The organism is Pseudomonas sp. S30_BP2TU TE3576 (assembly GCF_050436025.1).
GTDB lineage: Bacteria > Pseudomonadota > Gammaproteobacteria > Pseudomonadales > Pseudomonadaceae > Aquipseudomonas.
Genome location: NZ_JBNDLK010000001.1, coordinates 880,276 through 903,336, shown reverse-complemented (window position 1 = coordinate 903,336; position 23,061 = coordinate 880,276). Strand labels below are relative to the sequence as shown.

The following is a 23,061-nucleotide window of genomic DNA, read 5'->3' as shown; positions in this document are numbered from 1 at the left end:
GCGCCGCCCGCACTCCCACGAATGTTATGAGGACTCCCATGCGTCTGATCCGCATGCTGTTGCTGCCGGTACTGGCTTTGACCACGCTCTCGGCTCACGCCGATGACAAGGACGTGGCGCGCCTGACCCAACTGCTGGAAAAATCCCAGACCCTGACCGCACGGTTCTCGCAACTGACCCTTGATGGCACCGGCACCCAGTTGCAGGAAACTGCCGGCGAGATGTCCCTGCAGCGTCCGGGCCTGTTCTACTGGCACACCGATGCGCCGGCCGAGCAGACCATGATCTCCGATGGCAAGAAAGTCACCCTGTGGGACCCGGACCTGGAACAGGCGACCATCAAGAAGCTCGACCAGCGCCTGACCCAGACGCCGGCCTTGCTGCTGTCCGGTGACGTGTCCAAGATCAGCCAGAGCTTCGATATCAGCGCCAAGGAAGCCGGCGGCGTGATCGACTTCACCCTCAAGCCGAAGACCAAGGACACGCTGTTCGACAGCCTGCGCCTGTCGTTCCGCAATGGTCTGGTTAACGACATGCAACTGATCGACAGCGTTGGTCAGCGCACCAATATCCTGTTCACCGGGGTGAAGGCCAACGAGCCGATCCCGGCGTCCAAATTCAAGTTCGACATCCCCAAGGGTGCGGATGTGATTCAAGAGTAAAACGCCGGACCTGTGGGAGCGGGCTTGCTCGCGAAGGCGATGTGTCATTCAATCAAAATGTCGACTGACACGGCCTCTTCGCGAGCAAGCCCGCTCCCACGGGATCTTTGTCCAATCTCTGGACGGTGTGGCATATAAGCCCAGTGAGGTTTCACAGGTAGTCATGGATCTGTTTGGAAGTGCCCCGATCGCCCAGCCCTTGGCCGCCCGCTTGCGTGCGGCCAATCTGGACGAGTACGTCGGTCAGGAACACGTGCTCGCTCGCGGCAAGCCCCTGCGCGAAGCGCTGGAGCAGGGTACCCTGCATTCGATGATTTTCTGGGGGCCGCCCGGGGTGGGTAAAACCACGCTGGCGCGATTGCTCGCGGAAGTCTCGGATGCACACTTCGAAACGGTCTCGGCGGTGCTGGCCGGGGTCAAGGAGATCCGTCAGGCGGTGGAAATCGCCAAGCAGCAGGCCGCGCAGTACGGCCGCCGCACCATTCTGTTCGTCGACGAAGTGCATCGCTTCAACAAGTCCCAGCAGGATGCGTTCCTGCCCTATGTTGAGGACGGCACGCTGATTTTCATTGGCGCGACCACGGAAAATCCTTCGTTTGAGCTCAATAACGCCTTGCTGTCGCGGGCGCGTGTCTATGTGCTCAAGAGTCTTGATGAAACGGCGTTGCGCAAACTGGTGCAGCGCGCGCTGACCGAAGAGCGGGGCCTGGGCAAGCGCAACCTGAGCCTCAGTGATGAAGGCTTCCAGATGCTGCTGTCGGCCGCCGATGGCGACGGCAGGCGCTTGCTCAACCTGCTGGAAAACGCCTCGGACCTGGCCGAGGACAACAGTGAAATCGGCACCGAGCTCCTGCAAAGTCTGCTCGGTGACACCCGCCGCCGGTTCGACAAGGGCGGCGAAGCGTTCTACGACCAGATTTCCGCGCTGCATAAATCGGTGCGTGGTTCCAACCCGGATGGTGCGCTGTACTGGTTTGCGCGGATGATCGACGGCGGTTGCGACCCCTTGTACCTGGCCCGGCGCGTGGTGCGCATGGCCAGCGAAGACATCGGCAACGCCGATCCACGTGCTCTGAGCCTGTGCCTGGCGGCGTGGGAAGTGCAGGAGCGCCTCGGCAGCCCCGAAGGTGAACTGGCGGTGGCCCAGGCCATCACCTATCTGGCCTGCGCACCGAAAAGCAACGCGGTGTACATGGGTTTCAAGACCGCACTGCGCGCCGCCGCCGAACATGGCTCGCTGGAAGTGCCGCTGCACCTGCGCAATGCGCCGACCAAGCTTATGAAGCAGTTGGGCTACGGCGATGAATACCGTTACGCCCACGATGAGCCGGATGCCTATGCCGCTGGCGAAGACTATTTCCCGGAAGAACTCGACCCGATCCCGTTCTATCAACCGGTCCCCCGTGGCCTCGAGTTGAAAATCGGCGAAAAGCTCAATCACCTGGCGAAACTCGATCGTTTAAGCCCAAGGCAGCGGAGAAAGTAGTGCTTCCATTGATTTTTGCGGTTTCCGTCGGCGGGATTGCCGGCACGTTGTTGCGCTTCGCCACGGGCAACTGGATCAACGCGAATTGGCCGCGGCACTTCTATACCGCGACGCTGGCCGTTAATATCGTGGGCTGTTTGCTGATCGGCGTTCTATACGGCCTGTTTTTGATTCGCCCGGAAGTATCGTTTGCGGTACGCGCCGGGTTGATCGTCGGCTTCCTCGGGGGGCTGACGACTTTTTCATCCTTTTCACTGGATACGGTGCGCCTGCTGGAAACCGGGCAAGTGCCGCTGGCCCTGGGCTATGCGGCCATCAGCGTATTCGGCGGGCTGCTCGCCACCTGGGCCGGCCTGTCCTTGACCAAACTTTGATAACGAGAAACCGACATGCTCGATTCCAAACTGTTACGTAGCAACCTTCAGGACGTAGCGGACCGCCTGGCATCCCGTGGCTTTGTGCTGGATGTTGCGCGCATCGAAGCGCTGGAAGAACAGCGCAAGACCGTCCAGACCCGCACCGAAGCACTGCAGGCTGAACGTAATGCGCGCTCCAAATCCATCGGTCAGGCCAAGCAGCGCGGTGAAGACATCGCGCCGCTGATGGCGGACGTCGAGCGCATGGCGGGCGAATTGAGCGCCGGCAAAGTCGAACTCGACGCGATCCAGACCGAACTGGACTCGATCCTGCTCGGTATCCCCAACTTGCCGCACGAATCGGTACCGGTTGGCGACGACGAAGACGGCAACGTCGAAGTGCGCCGCTGGGGCACCCCGACTGCCTTCGATTTTCCGGTTCAGGACCACGTGGCCCTGGGCGAGAAGTTCGGCTGGCTGGACTTCGAAACTGCCGCCAAGCTGTCCGGCGCTCGTTTCGCCTTGCTGCGCGGCCCGATCGCTCGCCTGCATCGCGCCCTGGCGCAGTTCATGATCAACCTGCACGTTACCGAGCACGGCTACGAAGAGGCGTACACGCCTTATCTGGTCCAGGCGCCGGCGCTGCAAGGCACTGGTCAGTTGCCGAAGTTCGAAGAAGACCTGTTCAAGATCGGGCGCGAAGGCGAAGCCGACCTGTACCTGATCCCGACCGCTGAAGTGTCGCTGACCAACATCGTCGCTGGCGAAATCGTCGACTCGAAACTGCTGCCGATCAAGTTCGTCGCCCACACACCGTGCTTCCGCAGTGAGGCCGGCGCATCGGGTCGTGATACCCGCGGCATGATCCGTCAACACCAGTTCGACAAGGTCGAGATGGTGCAGATCGTCGAGCCGTCGAAGTCGATGGAAGCGCTGGAAGGCCTGACCGCCAACGCCGAGAAAGTCCTGCAACTGCTGGAACTGCCTTATCGCACCCTGGCGCTGTGCACCGGCGACATGGGCTTCAGCGCGGTCAAGACTTACGACCTGGAAGTGTGGATCCCGAGCCAGGACAAGTACCGCGAGATTTCGTCGTGCTCCAACTGCGGCGACTTCCAGGCCCGCCGCATGCAGGCGCGCTTCCGCAATCCGGAAACCGGCAAGCCGGAACTGGTGCACACCCTGAACGGCTCCGGCCTGGCGGTGGGTCGTACACTGGTGGCGGTGCTGGAGAACTATCAGCAGGCCGACGGTTCGATCCGTGTGCCGCAAGTTCTCAAGTCGTACATGGGTGGCCTTGAGGTCATTGGCTAAATGAACTATCTGCCGCTGTTCCACAACCTTCGCGGCAGTCGTGTGTTGGTCGTCGGTGGGGGGGAAATTGCCTTGCGCAAATCCCGCCTGCTGGCCGATGCCGGTGCGCTGCTGCGGGTGGTTGCACCTGAAATCGAAGCGCAATTGCGCGAACTGGTTGCCGGCAGCGGTGGCGAGTGCCTGTTGCGTGGTTATGCCGAGGCGGATCTGGACGGTTGCGGGCTGATCATTGCCGCCACCGACGACGAAGCGTTGAACGCACAAGTCTCCGCCGATGCCCATCGGCGTTGCGTACCGGTCAACGTGGTGGACGCGCCGGCCCTGTGCAGCGTGATCTTCCCGGCCATCGTCGATCGTTCCCCACTGATTATCGCGGTGTCCAGCGGCGGCGATGCGCCGGTGCTGGCGCGTTTGATCCGCGCCAGGATCGAAACCTGGATTCCTTCCACCTTCGGTCAACTGGCCGGACTGGCGGCGCGTTTTCGTCATCAGGTCAAAGGCCTGTTTCCGGATGTGCAGCAGCGACGGGCGTTCTGGGAAGATGTTTTCCAGGGCCCGATTGCCGATCGGCAACTGGCCGGGCAGGGCGGTGAAGCCGAGCGGTTGTTGCAAGCGAAGATCGATGGTGAAGCGCCGGTTGCAACCGGTGAAGTCTATCTGGTGGGCGCAGGGCCGGGCGATCCCGACCTGCTGACGTTCAAGGCATTGCGTCTGATGCAGCAAGCCGACGTGGTGCTGTACGACCGTCTGGTAGCGCCGGCGATTCTCGAACTGTGCCGTCGCGACGCCGAGCGGGTTTACGTCGGCAAGCGCCGTGCCGATCACGCGGTGCCGCAGGATCAGATCAACCAGCAATTGGTGGATCTGGCCAAACAGGGCAAGCGTGTGGTGCGTTTGAAGGGGGGCGATCCGTTCATCTTCGGTCGTGGCGGTGAAGAGATCGAAGAGCTGGCGGCCAATGGCATCCCGTTCCAGGTCGTGCCGGGGATCACGGCGGCCAGCGGTTGCGCAGCCTATGCCGGGATTCCGCTGACCCATCGCGATTACGCGCAATCGGTACGCTTTGTCACCGGGCACCTGAAGGACGGCTCAACCGATTTGCCGTGGGCCGATCTGGTCGCGCCGGCACAAACCCTGGTGTTCTACATGGGGTTGGTGGGCTTGCCGGTCATCTGCGAGCAGTTGATCAAGCACGGTCGCGGCGCTGATACCCCGGCGGCGTTGATCCAGCAGGGCACCACGGTCAATCAGCGTGTGTTCACCGGCACCCTGGCGGACCTGCCGCGATTGGTGGCGGAGCACGAAGTGCATGCGCCGACATTGGTGATCGTCGGTGAAGTGGTGCAGCTGCGCGAGAAACTGGCGTGGTTTGAAGGGGCTCAGGGGCAGGTCTAGAGACCGCGTCGCCCCCATTCGCGACCAAGCCCGCTCCCACATTGGATTCGTGAACGACACAAATCCTCTGTGGGAGCGGGCTTGCTCGCGAAGAGGCCCTCAAAGCCAGTGCGAAGCTCAGGCCTTGCGCCAAACCCCTTTGCCGCTCAACCGCTCCCGATCATGGGGCGCGGTGAAGTCCTGTGCCGGGCCTTTCGGCACCACACCCGTCGGGTTGATGGTGCGGTGACTGGCATAGTAGTGGTTCTTGATGTGGGTGAAATCCACCGTCTCGGCAATCCCCGGCCACTGATAAATCTCGCGCAGCCAGTTCGACAGGTTCGGGTAGTCGGCGATCCGCCGCAGATTGCACTTGAAGTGCCCGTAGTACACCGCATCGAAGCGAATCAGCGTGGTGAACAGACGGATGTCCGCTTCGGTCAGGTACTCGCCAGCCAGGTAACGGTTGGCGCCGAGTAGCAGCTCCAGTCGATCCAGCTCGGCAAACACATCGTCGAAGGCTTCTTCATAAGCCTGTTGCGACGTGGCAAACCCGGCGCGATATACGCCGTTGTTCACCGCCGGGTAGATCCGCTCGTTCAGCGCATCAATTTCACCCTGTAGTGGCGCCGGGTAGAAATCCAGGTCATTGCCGGTCAAATCATCGAAGGCACCATTGAACATGCGGATGATTTCCGATGATTCATTGTTGACGATGCGCTTTTGCTGTTTGTCCCACAGCACCGGTACGGTGACGCGGCCGGTGTAGTCGGCGGCATCGGCGGTGTAGCGCTGGTGCATGAAGTCGAAATGATCGAGCTTGTCGCCGGTCGAGCCCAGGTACCGGTCGAAGGTCCAGCCGTTTTCCAGCATCAACCAACTGACCACCGAGACGTCGATCAGCTTTTCGAGGCCTTTGAGTTTGCGCAGGATCAGCGTGCGATGAGCCCACGGACAGGCCAGGGACACGTACAGGTGATAGCGCCCGGGTTCGGCCGCAAATCCACCGACACCGGTCGGTCCCGGCTTGCCGTCAGTGGTCAACCAGTGGCGGCGTTGCGCCTGTTCGCGCTGGAACGCGCCGTCCTTGCTGCTTTCATACCACTTGTCCTGCCAGCGGCCATCGACTAACAAACCCATGTTCAAGACTCCCGAAACCCATAAGCGTTGCAGTTGAGTCTATTCCGATGGGTTCGAACAAAAAGCGCAAAAATCGGGCGTGAATGATCGGTTAAATCGATTTGTCCCGCGCAGCCCAGTATTTTTCGGCGGTTTCGAAGGCCTGTTCGCGGCTCTGGCCGAGGCCGCGCAGGGCCAGGGCCATGGTCGAAATCAGGGCCATTTGCGGATAGCTGTCGACCACGTCGCCACGCCATACGGCTTTGAGGTGCTCCGGATCGAGGCTGGCCGGTTTGACATGGCGCTGGCTCGACAGCTGCGGCCATTCCTCATCCCAGCTGACACCGCCAGTGGTGCCGTACAGGTGGCTGTCGGCGTCCGGGTTGACCTCGATCTCGCCGCCATCGCCCTTGATCACGATGGCGGTATCACCGAGCAATCCGCTGGCGTCGCGGTGCACGGCCTGATAGCCAGGGTGGAAAATGCTCTGCAGGCCGCAACGCGCCCCCAGCGGATTGAGAATCCGTGCCAGCGAGTGGATCGGCGAGCGCAGGCCCAGGGTGTTGCGCAGGTCGATCATCCGTTGCAGCTGTGGCGCCCAGTCAACCAGCGGCATGAACGCCAGTCCGTCGTTATCCAGCGCCGAGCCCACCTGTTGCCAGTCACGGCACAGCGCAATGTTCAACTCGCCCAGCAGTTGCTCGGTGTACAACCGGCCAGCCGTGTGGGCACCGCCGCCATGCATGAAAATCCGCAAGCCATTTTGCGCCAGACACTTGGCCGCCAGCAGAAACCACGGCAGATGACGCTTCTTGCCCGCATATGTCGGCCAGTCCAGATCCACCGCCAGTGCCGGCGGATTCAGGCGTTCACGCAAGGCTTCAGTGAACCCGGCCATTTCCTCGGCGCTTTCTTCCTTGTGCCGTAACAACATCAGGAAGGCGCCGAGTTGGGTTTCCTCGACCTTGTCATCGAACACCATGCCCATGGCTTCGCGGGCTTCGACCCGAGTCAGATCGCGGGCGCCACGCTTGCCCTTGCCGAGGATCCGCACGAATTGGGCGAACGGGTGCTCGGCGGGCGTTTCGAGGGTCAGTGCAGGATAGTCAGTCATAAGCAATTCGTCGGTTTGGGCAGGCCCGCCAGTTTCGCGGCGAGTTTGGCGGGGGTGCCTTTGAACAGGCGGTTCAGGTGCAGGCTGTTGCCTTTTTCCGGGCCGAGTTTCAATGCGGTGTATTTGATCAGCGGACGGGTGGCCGGTGACAGCTGGAACTCAGCGTAGAAACTGCGCAGCAGTTCGAGGACCTCCCAGTGTTCGGGCGTCAACTCGATGTCTTCGGCAGCCGCCAGGGCACTGGCCACATCGGCAGACCAGTCACTCAGTTCGACCAGGAAACCGTCCTTGTCCAGCTCGATGGCGCGGGCGCCAACTGTCAATGCATTCATAGCCAACTGTTGACCTTGTCGTAGTGAATCGACAGTTCGACGAAGGCCGGGTAATCGATGGCCCGGGCCCAGTCTGGAACCGCAAGCGCACGGGCCTGGGCATCTTCGGCCAGGACGAACAGTTTCAGGCCACGTGCGCTGAGCGCAACGAATGGTGCGGTGCCCGGTTGCAACGCATAGGCCGCATCACCGGACAGCAGCAACCCATCGTTGGCGCCGATCACGCGCAGGCAACTGGTCAGGCGTTCGTCGCCGAACGGGGAATGAGACAACACATGCAAAGTCGACATCAGAGGGTGATCACCTGGTCGTAACGGTCAATGAGGGCGGTGATTTCGTGGGCGGCCAACACCTGGGCTTCTTCCAGCGACAGGCCGCTCGGGTCGAGGCCGCGCTGGGTGATGCTGTCGCCACAGGCAAACAGTTCCTCGACACCGAACATCGGCAGGGCCTGCAGATTGGCGCTCAGGTCTTTCTGTTGCAAGACCTTGGCGTTCTGACCGGCGGCGAGCTGGAACACGCCGTCATCGAGAAACAACAGGCCAATCGGCAGATCGAAGGCGCCGCCGGCCAGCACGATATCCAGCGCTTCCCGCGCGCCAGGGCCGGACCATGGCGACTGACGGCTGATGATCAACAAGGACTTGGCCATGTCATGCGCCTCCGAAACAGATCAGACGGTCGGCATCCTGTGCCGCGTCATGCAATTGGCCGAGGCCGGACAATTCCCAGGGCGCGCCGACGGCTACAGCTTCGCGCTGATAGCGCTTGGCTTCTTCTTCATTCAAGACACCACGACGCAGGGCGGCGGCGATGCACACCACGCCATCAAGTTGATGGTCGCTGACGAATGTGCGCCATTGCTTGGGCAAGTCCAGTTCATCCTGGGGCGTGACCACGCTGCCGGATGCGTTGTAGACGCCATCCTGGTAGAAAAACAACCGGACAATCTCATGCCCGCCGGCCAGCGCCGCTTGGGCGAACAGCAAGGCGCGGCGCGAGGAGGGCGCATGGGCGGCGGAAAATACGGCGATGGCGAACTTCATGACGGACTCGATCAGCGAAACTGCGGCCATGATAATGCTTTATCGGTGGGGCGGCTAAAGTGATGTTGGCTGTTCTGGCCCCTTCGCGAGCAAGCCCGCTCCCACATTCGACCGGGTTCTATCTGAAGAGCGCGGTTTAATGTGGGAGCGGGCTTGCTCGCGAAGGCGGACTGACAGCAAACCCTATGGTTCTATCCCATACAAGTCGCAATACTCCAGCCAATCCATGCCAGCCATCTCCGCCACTTCCCGATGCACTTCACGGCGCTGGGTTTCATAGTCCTGCGGCGTGGCGGCCGTCAGTTGCAAGGTCAGTTCCCAGGCAAACAGGCCAAGGCGTTCGGCTTCGGCTTCAAAAGCTTCATGCAGGCGTTCGTCGCGGTATTGCGCCGGGGTTTCTCCCTTGGCCTGCGCCAGTAGCGGGTTGAGGTTGTCGAGGTCGTGGCGCAAATCGGGGTGTTCGTCGAGAAACCGCTTCAGTGCCTGTTCATGTTGCTGTTCGGTTGCCGCCATGGTCGCTCCTTGAGTGAGGATTACGCAGACTGCTTCTTGCTGGCCTTGGCCGCTGCTGCCAGGCATTCGAGGGCAAACTGTTCGGTGTAGGTCATCTGGATTGGTGTGGTTTCGCCTTTGACGGTTCTTTCGCCGTTGAGGATGTAGCGAATCCGCTTGTCAGTGACACCGATTCGCTTGGCGATCCATGAAGGCGTCTGACCGATCTGGCTGATCAGCTTGTCGGCATATTCTGCGGTCGGTTTGTAAAACTCGGCATTAGGTGTCATCAGAATTCCAGTGATAGGCGCGATGCGGCGGTATTGGCGCGACAGGGTGCGCGAATCGTTGCGCGGTGTCGCGGTATAAATGCAGTAAAGCAGAACGATACGGGCTGCCGGGGTGATAAAGTCCGCTTTTTCCTGATGAGTGAATGCAATGCGATTTCTGATGGTGGCGCTGGCCGTGACATTGCTGGCGGGATGCGCGGGCTCGGTGATGAACGATGCCCGCACCAAGGCCCCGTACAAGACTCTGAACTCGGAAAAACCGGCAAAAGACGTCGCCCAGTGCGTGCAGTTTTCCTGGCAGGACGAGGCCGTGTTCGGTGTCGATGCCGCGGCGTATTTGCAGGCAGGCGAGAAGGGCGGCACTACGGTTTACACGCGTTCGGCGGAGTCTTTCGTCGACGTGACCACCGATGCCTCGGGCACGGTTTTGAGCTACTACGCGCAGAAGGACGATTTCGTGGCCAAGCGCCGGTTGGCGGCGTTGGCGACTTGTCTGTGATCTGATAGCAGATGCAAGTCCCTTGTGGGAGCGGGCTTGCTCGCGAAAGCGGTCCTTCAGTCAATATTGATGTCGACTGATCTACCGCTTTCGCGAGCAAGCCCGCTCCCACATTGGTTTTGTGTTGATCAATAATTCAGGCGCTTCTGGAAGAAGAAGTGTTTGTGGCCCGGCGGATAGTCGGCAATGTGCCCGATCTCGCTGTAGCCGCATTTCTTGTAGAACTCCGGTGCCTGGAATTCAAAGGTGTCGAGCCACAGCCCGATGCAGCGCCGCTCCCGCGCCAGGTCCTCGGCCATCTGCATCAGCTTCGAGCCCATGCCCTGTCCCCGCGCCTGTTCCGGCACCACCAGCAAGTCGATGTACAGCCACTGGTAAAAAAATCGGCCATGCAGGCCGCCGAGGATTTCGTCGTTGTCGTCGCGCACCAGCAAGGCGATGTGCTCAGGCACGTTACCTTCGGCCTTCGAGCCGTTGTACGCGCGCAATGGCTTGAGGATCGCCTGGCGTTGTTCTTCCGTGGGGTTTTGCGACAGTTCGATACGCAGGTTCATGGCTATATCCATATGGCATTGAAACCGCAGCCTATCCCGCTTGCAGCGATTGTTCCATCCCCGGAAAAGTTGAACCGTCGTCAACGCGCAGCTTGCTTGAGGGGGCAAGCGCTGTACGTTTTCATTTAACATGTGGGCCTTCAGACAAGTAAAAGGACGCGTTGTCATGTCGAACACAGCCGAGCGGGTCAATATCCTTGAGTCTCAAGTGTTGTCCCACGACTGGTACCTGCTCAGGAAAATCACCTTCGATTACCATCGCAACAACGGCGAGTGGCAACGCCAGACACGAGAGGTCTACGACCGTGGCAACGGCGCGGCGATTCTCTTGTACAACCGCGAAAAGCGAACCGTGGTTCTGACCCGGCAGTTTCGCCTGCCGGTGTTCGTCAATGGTCACGATGGACTGTTGATCGAAGTGGCGGCGGGGCTGCTGGAGGGCGCGGCACCCGAAGACCGCATCCGCGATGAGGCGGAGGAAGAGACCGGTTACCGCGTGCACCATGTGCAGAAAGTGTTCGAGGCGTACATGAGCCCCGGTTCGGTGACGGAAAAATTGCACTTCTTCATCGCTGAGTACGATGCGAACTCGAAAGTCAGCGACGGTGGCGGGCTGGAGGCGGAAACCGAGGAACTGGAAGTGCTGGAATGGCGTTTCGACGATGCGCTCGAAGCGTTTTACCGCGGCGAGATCTGCGACGCCAAGACCATCATGCTGTTGCAGTATGCGGCGATGAAGAACCTCTTCGCCCCAACCTGACCCTGTGGTGGAAGGGCTTTTGTGGCGAGGGGGCTTGCCCCCGTTCGGCTGCGAAGCAGTCGTCATCGCGGAGCGTGCGAACGTCCAGAATAAAAGTACAAATGCTTTTGGGACCGCTGCGCAGTCCAACGGGGGCAAGCCCCCTCGCCACAAATATGGTGTGTTTCCTTAAAACAAATCATCCATGCGACTGGCGCCAGACCACTCGCAACCTTCAAGTGTGAGCAACAGCTCCTTCGCCTCAAGCCCCCCGGCAAACCCGGTCAGCTTGCCCGATGCGCCAATCACCCGGTGACACGGCGCCACGATCGATATCGGGTTCTTGCCATTCGCCGCACCCACCGCCCTGACTGCCGCCGGGTTGCCGATCTGCTCGGCGATCTGGCTGTAGCTGCGGGTCTCACCGAACGGGATGGTCAGCAGGGCCGCCCAGACCTTTTTCTGAAATTCCGTGCCGGCAAAATCCAGTTCCAGTTCGAAGCGATCGCGGGTGCCGGAAAAATATTCGCCAAGCTGCGCAGCCGTGCGCACCAGGATCGGGTTATCCGGCGCTTCGCTCATCGGTCCGAGGCGCACCCGACCGGGTTTGTCGTTTTCCCAGAGGATGGCCGCCAGTCGTGAACCGTTCGCGACTAGCTTCAACTGGCCCACGGGCGAAGCGATGGTGATGCAGGTGTAGGTCATGCCGGGGCTCGCGGGAAATGGCTGAACAGGCGTTAAGGATACTGTCTCGACGGGGAGGCGCAATACGTAATCCCGACCATACTTGGCTACGGCTTTTGAAGCGTTTTCCTACGTAATAACAAGAAGAGACTGACTCATGAAGTATGAACCTTTTGCCAAATCGCTGATTGCGACCTCATTGGCACTCAGCTGTCTGACTGCTCACGCCGCCTCCGTGGCCCCGGCTACCGGGGAAAACGGCATGGTGGTCACCGCCCAGCATCTGGCCAGTCATGTGGGCGTGGATGTGCTCAAGAAAGGCGGCAACGCCGTGGATGCGGCGGTCGCGGTCGGTTATGCGTTGGCGGTGGTGTATCCCGCGGCAGGTAACCTCGGCGGCGGCGGTTTCATGACGATTCAGTTGGCGGACGGGCGCAAGACCTTCCTCGACTTCCGTGAAAAAGCCCCGCTGGCCGCTACCGCCAACATGTACCTGGACAAAGAGGGCAACGTCGTTCCCGATTTGAGTACCCGTGGTCACCTGGCCGTGGGTGTACCGGGCACCGTTTCGGGCATGGAACTGGCGCTGTCCAAGTACGGCACCAAGCCGCGCAAGGAAATCATCGCCCCGGCCATCAAGCTTGCTGAAGAGGGTTTTGAACTGGAGCAGGGTGACGTCGATCTGCTGGACTACGCCACTGACATGTTCAAGAAGGACATGAAGGACTCCGGCTCAATCTTCCTCAGCAAGGGCGAGCCGATGCAGGTTGGCCAGAAACTGGTGCAAAAGGACCTCGGCAAGACCCTTCGGGAAATCTCCGAGAAAGGCGCCGACGGGTTCTATAAGGGCTGGGTCGCCGACGCCATCGTCACTTCCAGCCAGGCCAACAAGGGCATCATCACCCAGGCCGATCTCGACAAATACAAGACCCGCGAACTGGCGCCCATCGAGTGCGACTACCGTGGCTATCACGTGGTTTCCGCACCGCCACCGAGCTCCGGCGGCGTGGTGATCTGCGAGATCATGAACATCCTCGAAGGCTATCCGATGAAGGACCTGGGCTATCACTCGGCCCAGGGCATGCACTATCAGATCGAGGCGATGCGCCACGCCTATGTGGACCGCAACAGCTACCTGGGCGATCCGGATTTCGTGAAAAACCCGATCGCTCATCTGCTGGATAAAAACTACGCGACCAAGCTTCGCGAAGCGATCAAACCACAAAAAGCCGCGGTATCCAGTGAACTCAAGCCGGGCGTAGCGCCCCATGAAGGCAACAACACCACGCATTACTCCATCGTCGACAAATGGGGCAACGCGGTGTCGGTGACCTACACCCTCAACGACTGGTTCGGTGCCGGGGTTATGGCGAGCAAGACCGGGGTCATCCTCAACGATGAAATGGACGACTTCACCTCGAAAATCGGCGTGCCGAACATGTACGGCCTGGTGCAGGGCGAGGCGAACGCCATCGCGCCCGGCAAGGCGCCGCTGTCGTCCATGAGCCCGACCATTGTCACCAAGGACGGCAAAGTGGTGATGGTGGTCGGCACTCCGGGTGGCAGCCGTATCATCACCGCGACCTTGTTGACCATGCTCAACGTGATCGACTACGGCATGAACATCCAGGAAGCGGTGGATGCGCCGCGTTTCCACCAGCAGTGGCTGCCGGAGGAAACCAACCTGGAAGCCTTCACCACCAGCCCGGACACGGTGAAAATCCTCGAAAGCTGGGGCCACAAGTTCACCGGTCCCCAGGATGCCAACCATCTGGCGGCGATCCTGGTCGGCGCGCCGTCCCTGGGTGGCAAACCGGTGGGCAAGAACCGTTTCTACGGGGCGAACGACCCACGGCGTAACACCGGGTTGTCGCTGGGTTATTGAGGGTTGTGTCCGGAAGGGGACGGGCTTATGTTCGTCCCCTGATCCATCGACCGTTCAAGGAAGGAAATCATGAGCACTGCACTGTTAATCATCGACGTCCAGCAGGCTTTGTGTTCCGGTGAGTACGCGTGCTTCGAGATCGGGCGCGTCATCGATACCATCAATGACCTTTCTGCCCGGGCGCGCAAGGCCGGAATTCCCGTGGTGCTGATCCAGCACGAAGAGGCGGACAGTCCGCTGGTTCATGAGGCTGCCGGCTGGCAACTGGCCGAAGGGCTGCAAACCTCGCCCAAGGATCATCGCGTGCGCAAGACCACCGGGGATTCGTTCTACCAGACCAACCTGCAAAAACTGTTGCCGAAGGAGGACTTCGAACGCCTGGTCATCTGCGGCCTGCAGACTGACTATTGCGTCAACGCCACCGTGCGCCAGGCCCTGAAACTGGGCTACGACGTGGTGCTGGCGGGCGACGCGCATTCCACCGTCGACAACGGCAACCTCAGCGCCGAAGACATCATTGCCGAACACAACAAGGACCTGGCGCACCTGACCGGCTCCGTGGCGCGGATCGATGTGATACCGGCCAAGGACATCTATTTCTGAAACCACCGCATTTCCCTGTGGGAGCGGGCTTGCTCGCGAAAGCGGTGGGTCAGTCAACATCAATATTGACTGTAACGACGCTTTCGCGAGCAAGCCCGCTCCCACAGGATCTACACCGCGCCGAAAATCTCGATCAGCTCATTCAGGAACGCACTCACCAGATCGCGCTGACGAGACGAATGTCGCACCGCCGCATGAAAGCTGACCTCATAGCGCAGCAGGTCCGGATTCAGCGGGTGCAACTGCCCCAGTTGTTCATGGCGGGTCGCGTAGTGCTGCGGCAGAAACCCCAGGTGCTGGCCGGACAGAATCAGCAGGGCCGCGCCGTCCATGCTGTCGGTGAGCACGGTCAGGCGTTCAATTGACGTGGGGGCCGGCATTTCCGGCAGCGGATGGCTCGGCCAGACCCAGTCAAACCCGCTGACATCTTCGCGGGTCAGTGCGCCGACTTGCCCGAACAGCGGATGCGAGGGTGCGCAGTAGGCAATCTGGGTTTCCGGGAACAAGGGGAAATAATCGATGCTGGGCAAGCGGTGCCAGAAGTAACCAATGGCCAGGTCGATATGGCCGTTGATGATTTTCTCCTCCAGCAAGGATGACGACAGCTCGGTGAAATGGAAATACAGCCCCTCGTGCCGAGCCCGCAAACGGGCAATGGCCAGGCCGATTTTCTTGTTCGCCACCGGGTCGATTTGCCCCAACAGGCCGATGTTGATGCTGCCCGAGACTTTGCGGTTGATGTGCTGCACCTCGACCCGGAAACCCTCGGCCGCCGCCAGCAAGCGTCGGGCCGCCTCGATGAATTGAGTGCCTTTGGGCGTTACGGAAAACCCGCCACGACCGCGTTCGCACAAGCGGAAACCGACCCGCGCTTCCAGCGTCGCCAGTTGCGCGCTGATCGTCGGTTGGGTGGTGTTGAGGGCGGTTTGCGCCGCCGAGATGCCGCCAGCCTCGACGACGGTCAGAAATACCCGGATCAGACGCAGATCCAGCTCCGTTACAGTTCCCAGCATGGGGGCTCCCGATTCTCACTTACATAGGTTCTGATCTATGTGAACAGTGTGCCTGCGATATTTTATTGCCGGAACTCACGCCCTACATTGCCGTGAAACCAGCGTCATCGTCAGCTTTTTATGGAGTTTCACCGGATCTGGACGTCGTGGCGAGCGCTGTACCCACAAAAACAACAAACAACAGCATAGGAACAATCGTATGTCAGGTTCCCCAGTGTCTGCGCACGCCGCCGAGACGAGCGGCGGATTGGCCATCGAAGGCCACTCCATCGATTACATTCCGGAAAACGAACGTCACGCCAAACTCAGCAGCCAGGGACCGTTCTGGTTCCTGGGCAACTTTCACTTCTTCACCATCTCCATCGGTTTTGTCGGCCCGAGCCTCGGCTTGTCAGCACTGTGGACCATGCTCGCCGGTGCCCTGGGCATCATGTTCGGCACCATTTTCATGGCGTTCCACGGCTCCCAGGGCCCGGAAATGGGCCTGCCGCAAATGATCCAGTCCCGCGCCCAGTTCGGTTATCGCGGGGTCATCCTGGCGTTGATGGCGACGATGTTCGTGTTCGTCGGCTTCAACGTGGTGAACATCTCGCTGATCATGAATGGCCTGGAGCACGTGTTTGGCATCGACCCGACCATCGTCGCCGTCGCCGTGGTGCTGATCGGTGCGCTGTTGTCGATCTACGGCCACGACCTGATGCACAAGGCGTTCAAGTGGGCCTTGCTGGCGACCTTGCCGCTGTACGCCCTGGTGACCATTGCCCTGATGTTCGGTGCGGGTCAGGAGGGCGTTGCACCGGCGACCGATCTGGGCTTCAACTGGGTGGCTTTCGCCACGCTGTTCGCCATCGGTGCCAGCTACAACATTTCCTATGCGCCCTACGTGTCCGACTATTCCCGTTACCTGCCGAAAAACACCAGCCGGGTGAAATTGATCGCGGCGGTGTTCATCGGTGCCTCGTTGTCCGGCAGCTGGATGATCGGCCTCGGCGCCTGGCTGGCGCAGCAGTTGAAAGCGGCAGACGCGCTGGTTGCGTTGAATCAGGTCGGCTCTTCGATGGTGCCGGGGCTGGGTAACCTGCTGGTGATCGTCTCGGTGGCGGGCTTCCTGCCGATCATCGCGCTCAACACCTACAGCGCCATGCTGACGCTGCTGACCGGTGTCGACTCGATCAAGAAAATCACCCCGACTCCCCGCGCCCGCGTGCTGTCGATCAGTGTGATCAGCGTGATTCTGTTGACCTGCGTGCTATCGATCAAAGGGGACGGCATCGCGCTGTTGAACACCTTTCTGGTGCTGTTGCTGTACTTCCTCGTGCCGTGGACCGCCGTCAACCTGGTGGACTACTTCTTCGTGCGCAAGGGCCGCTATGCGATCCCGCATTTCTTCACGCCAAAGGGCATCTACGGCGCCTGGCAATTTCGCGGCATTGTCTCGTACCTGATCGGCTTCGCCGCGATGGTGCCGTTCTTCTACATCTTCGATGCCGCCGCCGGCAAAGAGGTTTTCGTCGGCCCGCTGGCGCGGGTGCTCGAAGGCGTGGACATCGCCTGGCTGGTGGGCCTGGTGGTGTCGGGGCTGACCTATTACCTGCTCAGCCGCTCGATTGATCTGGCCGCCGAGCGCCGGGTGATCGACGCGCTGAGCGAAAGCGACATCGTCGCCATGACCCATTCATCTGCGGAGGCAGGGCGTTGAACAGCGTAAAAAATACCGTGGTCGCCTGCTGCCAATTGGCACCGAAAATCGGCGACCTGGCTTATAACCGCACGCTCACCGAACGTGCGATTCGTCAGGCGGCGTACCTGGGCGCGCAGGTTGTCGTGTTGCCCGAACTGGTGCAGAGCGGCTATCTGTTTGCCGACCGCGACGAAGCGCTGTCCCTGGCGGAACCCGCCGACGGTCCGACCTTGCAACTGTGGCAGTCCCTGGCACGGGAGTTGAACCTGGTGATCGTCGGCGGATTCTGCGAACGCCTGCCCGGTAATGAACTGGCTAACAGCGCGGCGATGATCGACGCCAATGGGCTGCGTGCGGTGTACCGCAAGGCGCATCTGTGGGATGCCGAAAAAGAAATCTTCAGCGCCGGCGATGCCGCGCCACCGGTGGTCGAGACGGTTCATGGGCGTCTCGGCATGCTGATTTGCTACGACCTGGAGTTTCCCGAGTGGGTGCGACTGCCGGCACTGGCCGGGGCCGATCTGTTGTGCGCGCCGGTCAACTGGCCCGACGGTCCGCGGCCGCAAACCGAGCGCCCGGCGGAGGTGCTGCGGGTGCAGGCCAATGCGTCGGTGAACCGGATGTTCATTGCCGCGTGTGACCGCTATGGTCATGAGCGCGGCGTCGGCTGGGTCCAGGGCTCGGTTATTGTCGACGCCGACGGCTATCCGTTGGCCGGGCCGGCGGAGCAGGGTGGCGAGCAGATTTTGCTGGCCACGCTGAATCTGGCCGAGGCGCGCAACAAGCGCATCAGCGCCCGCAATGACTTGCACCAGGACCGCAGGCCACGGTTGTACGGGTTGAACAGCAGTTTGTAACCGTTGATGTCATTGCGTGCTGGACGCCCATCACGGGCCTATGGCATCGTCGAGACGAAAGGCCATGCAGTGAACGGGATCGAAATGATGGGGGAGGGTAACAAGGTCGGCGGTGACGCGACGATGGCCACGCTCAAGGCGTTCAATCATTGCGTATTGCACCTTGGCCGGCTGGCGCGGGAGAGCGGGGCGTCACGCTTCATCGCCGATGGCGTGCAGGCTTTCAGTCCCCTGGTGCCGTTCGCGTCTGCCTGGTGGGGCGAGATGTCCTCACCGAGCAGCGTGACCACCCAAAGCTGGATGCACGGACGCATCAACCTGCCCGAATCCTTTGTTGCCGAATGGCATCCGGTAGCGGCCAACGACAAATTCTCCCATACCACCTTGAATCAACCTGGCGAGGTGTTGCGCGACAGCGGTTTCAATGACCCCTGTGAAGCGGTCAACGACTTCGCCCGGCGTCACGACCTGTTTCATTTGATGTGCATCACCTTCGAACTGCCGGAAAGCGGCTTGATGTTCTTCGTCTGCCTCTACCGTGGTGAGCATGAGCAGGCATTCAATGAAACGGAAGGCGAGCTGTTTGCGGCTTACTGCGAACACCTGTTCCAGCTGTGGCGGTTTCAGGTGCAGGACATGATCCGCTTCGACACCGACCATGGTGCGAGCGACTCCGGGATCGCGCGCCTGGACGGCAGTCTGCTCTATGTCGGCGCCAGGTTGTGCGCCGCAATCCAGCGCGAATTGCCCGGCTGGAGCGGTTCGACACTGCCGGTCGAAGTCGTTGCGCAATTGTCCAAAGCCCCCTGCGTGATCCGCCTGGGCCGCTGCGCCCTGACCCTCAGCCCCAACGCCGAACACGTTATCCTGTCCCTCGAAGCACCGTCGGGCGGGGACGGTCTGGCGCCACGGGAACGCACCGCAGCGATGCTGTTCGCCGCCGGCCATTCCTACAAAGAGATCGCCAAACTCCTCGCCCTGAGCCCCGCGACCGTGCGCACCTACCTGCGTAATTGCTACTTGCAGCTCGGTGTGAAAAGCAAGGTGGAGCTGGGCTCCGTCCTGCGTTCGCCGGGTACGCTGGCGGAGTCCGTGCGCCGGGATTAATCCCCGCCGTTTCAATTATTTGCCTGCCCCCTCCTCATTTGCAGAGGTCCATTCGAGCGCCGCGCCCTATAGGGTAGTCCCTGTCTATCAAGGGCTTGTGCAGTCGCTTCGGGCCGCTTCAAAACAATAAGAACAGGGGTGAGGCATTTGAGACTTTCCAGGTTGTTCATCGCCGTTGCGTCGACAACGGCGTTTTCCTGCATGGCATTGGGCGCGACGCCCGCCGACACGGTCATGCGCAATGGCTACGTCTACACCGTCGATGGCCAGGATTCCGTGCAACAGGCCATCGCGATTTCCGGCGGCAAGATTGTCTACGTGGGCAGCGATGCCGGGGTCGATGGCTACATCGGCAAGCAAACCCAACTGATCGACCTGGCCGGGCGCATGCTGATGCCGGGGTTCGTCGATGCGCACATGCATCCGGGGGATGGCGGTCGTGCCATGACGCTGTGCGATCTGAAATACCAGACCATGACCCGCGCGCAGTTTCAGGCGAGCATCCAGGCCTGCCTCGATGCCGAGAAGGACAAGGGTCCGGATGTCTGGCTGGAAGTCGGCAGTTGGGATCGTATAGGCATGACCGGGCTTGACGGCGACGCTGACAAATCGACCCTGGACGCGCTCAAGACCCGGCGCCCGATTCAGGTGCGCTCCACCGATTTTCACACCGTGTTGACCAACTCTCGCGGCCTGGAACTGGCCGGGATCAACAAGAACACCGCCGACCCCGAAGACGGCAAGTACCGACGTGACAGCACCGGCAACCCGAACGGCATCTGCGAGGACGGCGCCGCCGAATCGTTGGCCGCCGTGGTGCCACCCGCGACCGACGCAGAAAAACTCAACCAGACCCGTGCGGCCCTCGACGCCATGCGCCAGCAGGGCATCACCAGCTTCTTCGATGCCCTGTCGGGGCCGGAAAACGGCAAGGCCTTTACCCGTCTGCAAAAAACCGGCGAACTGACCGCCCGGGCCTTGCTGGCGATCAAGCTGGACCCGGCCGCCGCTGCCGCCGACCCGGTGAAAACCATCGCCGAGGCCAAGGCCCTGGCCAACACCTACGACCAGGGCGAAGTGCATGTCGCGCCGGGCGTGAACATGCGCCACGTCAAACTGTTCATGGACGGCATCATCAATGCCCCGGCGGACACCGGCGCCATGTTGACCCCGTATCTGCACAACAGCGGCACCGAACAGGCGCCGAAGTGGACACCGGGCAAGAACCTGGGCGAATTGTACTTCCCGCCGCAGGTGCTCAATCCGCTGTTGCTGCAAGCGGTCAAGGCCGGTTTCGATCCGCACCTGCACGCCACCGGTGAGCGCGCGGTGCGGGACGCACTGGACAGCGTCGCCTACGTGCGCAAGGAACTGCCCGGTCAAGACTTCCGCCCGGCCATCGCCCACGCCGAGTCGGTCGACCCTGCCGACTACCCACGCTTCAAGGCACTGGACGTCACGGCCACCATGTCGTTCCAGTGGGCGCAGCAGGCGCCGTCCACGGTCGACGGCACCAGCGATCACCTCGGCGCCGAGCGATTCGAACGCATGGAACCCTCGGGCAGCATCGCCCATGCTGGCGGTCGTGTGGCGTTTGGCAGCGACTGGCCAGTCGATCCCCTCGATGAGTTCCTGGCGCTGAAAGTCGGGGTCACCCGCTCCGGCGACCCCACCAATCCGCACAGCTATGGACCGAAGTATGCCGGGCGACTCAATGCCGAACCGGCCATGTCGCGAGCCGAAGTGCTGCGCAGCATCACCCTCAATGCCGCCCGGCAGCTGAAGCTGGATGCGGTGCTGGGCTCGGTCGAAGTCGGCAAGTTCGCTGACCTGATCGTGCTCGACAAGAACTTCATGCAGGTGCCCGAGGAGGCGTTGGGTCGCAACGACGTGCTGCTGACGTTGGTCGGCGGCAAGGTCGTATGGGCCAAGGCGCCGTTCCTCGGGCTCGCTCCACAGGTTGCTTCCCAAGTCGTTACTTCCCGATCCGTCCAATAAAAACCAGAGAGTGTTCCGATGCGATTTATTCCAAACCTGTTGGCCGCCGCACTGGCGTTATCGTCGGTGCAAGCGATGGCCGCCGCCGACCTGGTGTTGTTCAACGGCAAGGTCTTTACCGCCGAACCCGGCCAGGCGCTGGTGCAGGCTGTTGCGGTGCAAGACGGCAAGATCCTCAAGGTCGGCAGCGATGCTGAAATCAATGCCCTGGCCGATGCCGGGACCCAGCGCATCGACCTGGCGGGCAAGGTGTTGATGCCAGGCATGATCGACACCCATAGCCACCCGGTCGTGGGCGCTTTTGACAACATGAAGGCCAACCTGCTGGACGAGGTCAAACCCTTGCCGGAACTGGAGCAATGGTTGATCGAGGAGGACAAGGCCGGCCGTGCCCGGGCCGGTGATGTGATCAGCGTCGCCGGGGTCAGTTCGGCCTATTGGGAGAAAAGCCGTGAACTCGGCAAAGTGTTCAATCAGGGGCGTTGGGCCGATCAGCCGATTGTCTTCAGCGGCATCGACGGCCACACCGGTTGGGCCAACAACGCGATGCTCAAGCGCCTGAATATCGACGCAGCACTGGTTAAAAGCTTGCCGGAAAAAGACCGCGGTTATATCGGGCATGAACAGGACTTCACACCTAACGGCTACTTTGCCGAATCCCGCTGGGACGTGGTGCGCGGCGGGATCCCCGCGCCCAGCCCGGAGACCATGCTCAAAGCCGCTCGCGAGGCGGTGAGGGTCAACAATCAATACGGCATCACCGCCTGGATGGACGCTGCGGCGAACGGCGGCAGTGAGGATTCGCTGTTCGATTTCAAGGCCACCACGGAAAGTGTCGGCGTGCTGCCGCTGTACAAGGCGCTGGCGCAGAACGGTGAACTCAGTGCTCACGTCGCGGCATTGATGGTCACCAACCCGAAGAGCCGCCCGGCCGATCTGGAAGTGATCGCCACGGTGATGCAGCAGTTCGAAGGCGTTCCCAACCTGACATTCCCCGGCATCAAGGTGTTCACCGATGGCATTCTCGAATTTCCGGGGCAGACCGCCGCGGTCATCGTGCCGTTCAAGAACAGCCACAAGAACGGTCAGCTACTGATCGACCCGACGCACTTCGGTGAGTTGGTGGTGGCGGCAGAAAAGCGTGGCTGGATCGTGCACATGCATGCGGTCGGCGACCGTGCGGTGCGTGAGTCGCTCAATGGCGTGGCTTATGCGCGCAAGCTCAACCCGACGCCGGTGCCGCACAGCATCGCTCACCTGCAACTGGTCAATCCCAAGGAGTTTGCGCGCTTCAAGCAACTGGGGGTGATCGCCTCCATGCAACTGCTGTGGGCCACCGGCGAGACCTACACTGTCGAACTGGTCAAACCCTACATCAGCGCTTTCGCCTACGGTTACCAGTATCCCGCCCGATCGCTGCATGACGCCGGCGCAGTGATTGCCGGCGGCAGTGACTGGCCAGTGTCCAGCCCCAATCCGTTCAACGCCATTGCCCAGGCCAGTACGCGCAAAGGGCCGCTCGGTGTGCTCAATGCCAAGGAGAGCATCGATCGCCAGACCATGTTCTACGCCTACACCCTCAACGCCGCCAAAACCCTGCGCCTGGAGCAGCAGATCGGTTCGCTGGCGCCGGGCAAACAGGCTGACCTGATCATCCTCGACCGCGATGTGTTCAAGGTCAGCGATGACGAACTGTTCGAGACCAAAGTCTTGAACACCTTCTTCGCCGGCAAGCAGGTCTACGCGCCCGCGTCCTGACCTGCGTTCAACCGCATTGCCTGAAAACTGCCAGGCCCCTCGCATTGCGACGGGTCTGGCAGCGCCGTGGCTGAAATTCCCCGTATCCCCATAAAAAC

At 61.1% G+C, this 23,061-nt stretch carries 25 protein-coding genes; 14 read left to right on the top strand and 11 right to left on the bottom strand.

All coding sequences use genetic code 11. The features are described 5' to 3' along the window. Positions 1-38: 38 nt before the first annotated feature. From lolA to cysG, 5 genes are all read left to right on the top strand, one after another. Positions 39-662, top strand: a complete 624-nt coding sequence (gene lolA / locus ABIA48_RS04065) for an outer membrane lipoprotein chaperone LolA (protein ID WP_223461587.1) — start codon at positions 39-41, stop codon at positions 660-662. Between the two features lie 163 nt (positions 663-825). Then, entirely contained in the window at positions 826-2,148 is a 1,323-nt protein-coding gene (locus ABIA48_RS04060; protein ID WP_429487159.1) for a replication-associated recombination protein A, read from the top strand. Further along, the gene (crcB, locus tag ABIA48_RS04055; protein WP_429487158.1) at positions 2,148-2,522 is read left to right on the top strand and encodes a fluoride efflux transporter CrcB; all 375 of its coding nucleotides are present in this window, start codon (positions 2,148-2,150) and stop codon (positions 2,520-2,522) included. The genes ABIA48_RS04060 and crcB overlap by 1 nt, the downstream gene beginning before the upstream one ends. 15 nt (positions 2,523-2,537) lie before the next feature. Then, positions 2,538-3,818, top strand: coding sequence for a serine--tRNA ligase (gene serS / locus ABIA48_RS04050; protein ID WP_429487157.1), 1,281 nt, complete (start codon positions 2,538-2,540; stop codon positions 3,816-3,818). Next, the gene (gene cysG / locus ABIA48_RS04045; protein WP_429487156.1) at positions 3,819-5,213 is read left to right on the top strand and encodes a siroheme synthase CysG; all 1,395 of its coding nucleotides are present in this window, start codon (positions 3,819-3,821) and stop codon (positions 5,211-5,213) included. A 117-nt stretch (positions 5,214-5,330) separates the two neighbouring features. Here cysG and ABIA48_RS04040 read toward each other — a convergent pair whose 3' ends face one another. From ABIA48_RS04040 to ABIA48_RS04005, 8 genes are all read right to left on the bottom strand, one after another. Then, positions 5,331-6,332: a glutathione S-transferase family protein gene (locus ABIA48_RS04040; protein ID WP_429487155.1), complete on the bottom strand. Its 1,002-nt coding sequence runs from the start codon at positions 6,330-6,332 to the stop codon at positions 5,331-5,333. A gap of 91 nt (positions 6,333-6,423) precedes the next feature. Then, the gene (locus ABIA48_RS04035; protein WP_429487154.1) at positions 6,424-7,425 is read right to left on the bottom strand and encodes a glycosyl transferase family protein; all 1,002 of its coding nucleotides are present in this window, start codon (positions 7,423-7,425) and stop codon (positions 6,424-6,426) included. After that, the gene (locus tag ABIA48_RS04030) at positions 7,422-7,757 is read right to left on the bottom strand and encodes a TusE/DsrC/DsvC family sulfur relay protein (RefSeq protein ID WP_046037873.1); all 336 of its coding nucleotides are present in this window, start codon (positions 7,755-7,757) and stop codon (positions 7,422-7,424) included. The genes ABIA48_RS04035 and ABIA48_RS04030 overlap by 4 nt, the downstream gene beginning before the upstream one ends. Next, the gene (gene tusB / locus ABIA48_RS04025) at positions 7,754-8,047 is read right to left on the bottom strand and encodes a sulfurtransferase complex subunit TusB (RefSeq protein ID WP_108230656.1); all 294 of its coding nucleotides are present in this window, start codon (positions 8,045-8,047) and stop codon (positions 7,754-7,756) included. Before tusB ends, ABIA48_RS04030 begins: the two co-directional genes overlap by 4 nt. Then, a complete protein-coding gene (gene tusC, locus ABIA48_RS04020) occupies positions 8,047-8,409 on the bottom strand; it encodes a sulfurtransferase complex subunit TusC (RefSeq protein ID WP_429487153.1) in 363 nt (120 codons plus the stop codon). Before tusC ends, tusB begins: the two co-directional genes overlap by 1 nt. Position 8,410: 1 nt before the next feature. Further along, the gene (gene tusD, locus ABIA48_RS04015; RefSeq protein ID WP_008000825.1) at positions 8,411-8,803 is read right to left on the bottom strand and encodes a sulfurtransferase complex subunit TusD; all 393 of its coding nucleotides are present in this window, start codon (positions 8,801-8,803) and stop codon (positions 8,411-8,413) included. A 183-nt stretch (positions 8,804-8,986) separates the two neighbouring features. Beyond that, on the bottom strand, positions 8,987-9,316 hold the full coding sequence (locus tag ABIA48_RS04010) for a DUF6388 family protein (RefSeq protein WP_429487152.1): 330 nt from the start codon (positions 9,314-9,316) through the stop codon (positions 8,987-8,989). A 20-nt stretch (positions 9,317-9,336) separates the two neighbouring features. Beyond that, positions 9,337-9,585, bottom strand: a complete 249-nt coding sequence (locus ABIA48_RS04005) for a hypothetical protein (RefSeq protein WP_007986868.1) — start codon at positions 9,583-9,585, stop codon at positions 9,337-9,339. A 148-nt stretch (positions 9,586-9,733) separates the two neighbouring features. Here ABIA48_RS04005 and ABIA48_RS04000 point away from each other — a divergent pair, with 148 nt between their 5' ends. Next, positions 9,734-10,084 carry a hypothetical protein gene (locus tag ABIA48_RS04000; RefSeq protein ID WP_429487151.1) on the top strand — a complete coding sequence of 117 codons (351 nt, stop codon included), beginning with the start codon at positions 9,734-9,736 and terminating at the stop codon, positions 10,082-10,084. 128 nt (positions 10,085-10,212) lie between these two features. Here ABIA48_RS04000 and ABIA48_RS03995 read toward each other — a convergent pair whose 3' ends face one another. Continuing rightward, complete coding sequence (locus tag ABIA48_RS03995) at positions 10,213-10,638, bottom strand: GNAT family N-acetyltransferase (protein WP_429487150.1); 426 nt, start codon at positions 10,636-10,638, stop codon at positions 10,213-10,215. A 166-nt stretch (positions 10,639-10,804) separates the two neighbouring features. On the opposite strand from ABIA48_RS03995, the gene ABIA48_RS03990 reads away from it, so the two are divergent. Continuing rightward, complete coding sequence (locus ABIA48_RS03990) at positions 10,805-11,398, top strand: NUDIX domain-containing protein (RefSeq protein WP_429487149.1); 594 nt, start codon at positions 10,805-10,807, stop codon at positions 11,396-11,398. 168 nt (positions 11,399-11,566) lie between these two features. On the opposite strand, the gene ABIA48_RS03985 is transcribed toward ABIA48_RS03990, so the two are convergent. Next, on the bottom strand, positions 11,567-12,082 hold the full coding sequence (locus ABIA48_RS03985) for a methylated-DNA--[protein]-cysteine S-methyltransferase (protein WP_429487148.1): 516 nt from the start codon (positions 12,080-12,082) through the stop codon (positions 11,567-11,569). A gap of 136 nt (positions 12,083-12,218) precedes the next feature. Here ABIA48_RS03985 and ggt point away from each other — a divergent pair, with 136 nt between their 5' ends. Continuing rightward, on the top strand, positions 12,219-13,946 hold the full coding sequence (gene ggt, locus ABIA48_RS03980) for a gamma-glutamyltransferase (protein WP_429487147.1): 1,728 nt from the start codon (positions 12,219-12,221) through the stop codon (positions 13,944-13,946). 69 nt (positions 13,947-14,015) lie between these two features. Next, positions 14,016-14,549, top strand: a complete 534-nt coding sequence (locus tag ABIA48_RS03975; RefSeq protein ID WP_429487146.1) for a cysteine hydrolase family protein — start codon at positions 14,016-14,018, stop codon at positions 14,547-14,549. Positions 14,550-14,659: 110 nt separating this feature from the next. Here ABIA48_RS03975 and ABIA48_RS03970 read toward each other — a convergent pair whose 3' ends face one another. Beyond that, positions 14,660-15,562, bottom strand: coding sequence for a LysR family transcriptional regulator (locus ABIA48_RS03970; RefSeq protein WP_310059896.1), 903 nt, complete (start codon positions 15,560-15,562; stop codon positions 14,660-14,662). Between the two features lie 199 nt (positions 15,563-15,761). Between ABIA48_RS03970 and ABIA48_RS03965 the strand changes: the two genes are divergently transcribed. The 5 genes from ABIA48_RS03965 (at position 15,762) to ABIA48_RS03945 (ending at position 22,963) form a co-directional block, all read left to right on the top strand. Further along, positions 15,762-17,261 (top strand): purine-cytosine permease family protein, encoded by a 1,500-nt coding sequence (locus ABIA48_RS03965; RefSeq protein WP_429487145.1) that lies wholly within the window; start codon positions 15,762-15,764, stop codon positions 17,259-17,261. Further along, positions 17,258-18,100, top strand: a complete 843-nt coding sequence (locus ABIA48_RS03960) for a nitrilase family protein (RefSeq protein ID WP_429487144.1) — start codon at positions 17,258-17,260, stop codon at positions 18,098-18,100. The genes ABIA48_RS03965 and ABIA48_RS03960 overlap by 4 nt, the downstream gene beginning before the upstream one ends. 87 nt (positions 18,101-18,187) lie before the next feature. After that, positions 18,188-19,207, top strand: coding sequence for a helix-turn-helix transcriptional regulator (locus tag ABIA48_RS03955; RefSeq protein WP_429492785.1), 1,020 nt, complete (start codon positions 18,188-18,190; stop codon positions 19,205-19,207). A gap of 201 nt (positions 19,208-19,408) precedes the next feature. Continuing rightward, complete coding sequence (locus ABIA48_RS03950; protein ID WP_429492783.1) at positions 19,409-21,205, top strand: amidohydrolase; 1,797 nt, start codon at positions 19,409-19,411, stop codon at positions 21,203-21,205. A gap of 18 nt (positions 21,206-21,223) precedes the next feature. Further along, positions 21,224-22,963: an amidohydrolase gene (locus ABIA48_RS03945; protein ID WP_429487143.1), complete on the top strand. Its 1,740-nt coding sequence runs from the start codon at positions 21,224-21,226 to the stop codon at positions 22,961-22,963. Positions 22,964-23,061 lie beyond the last annotated feature (98 nt).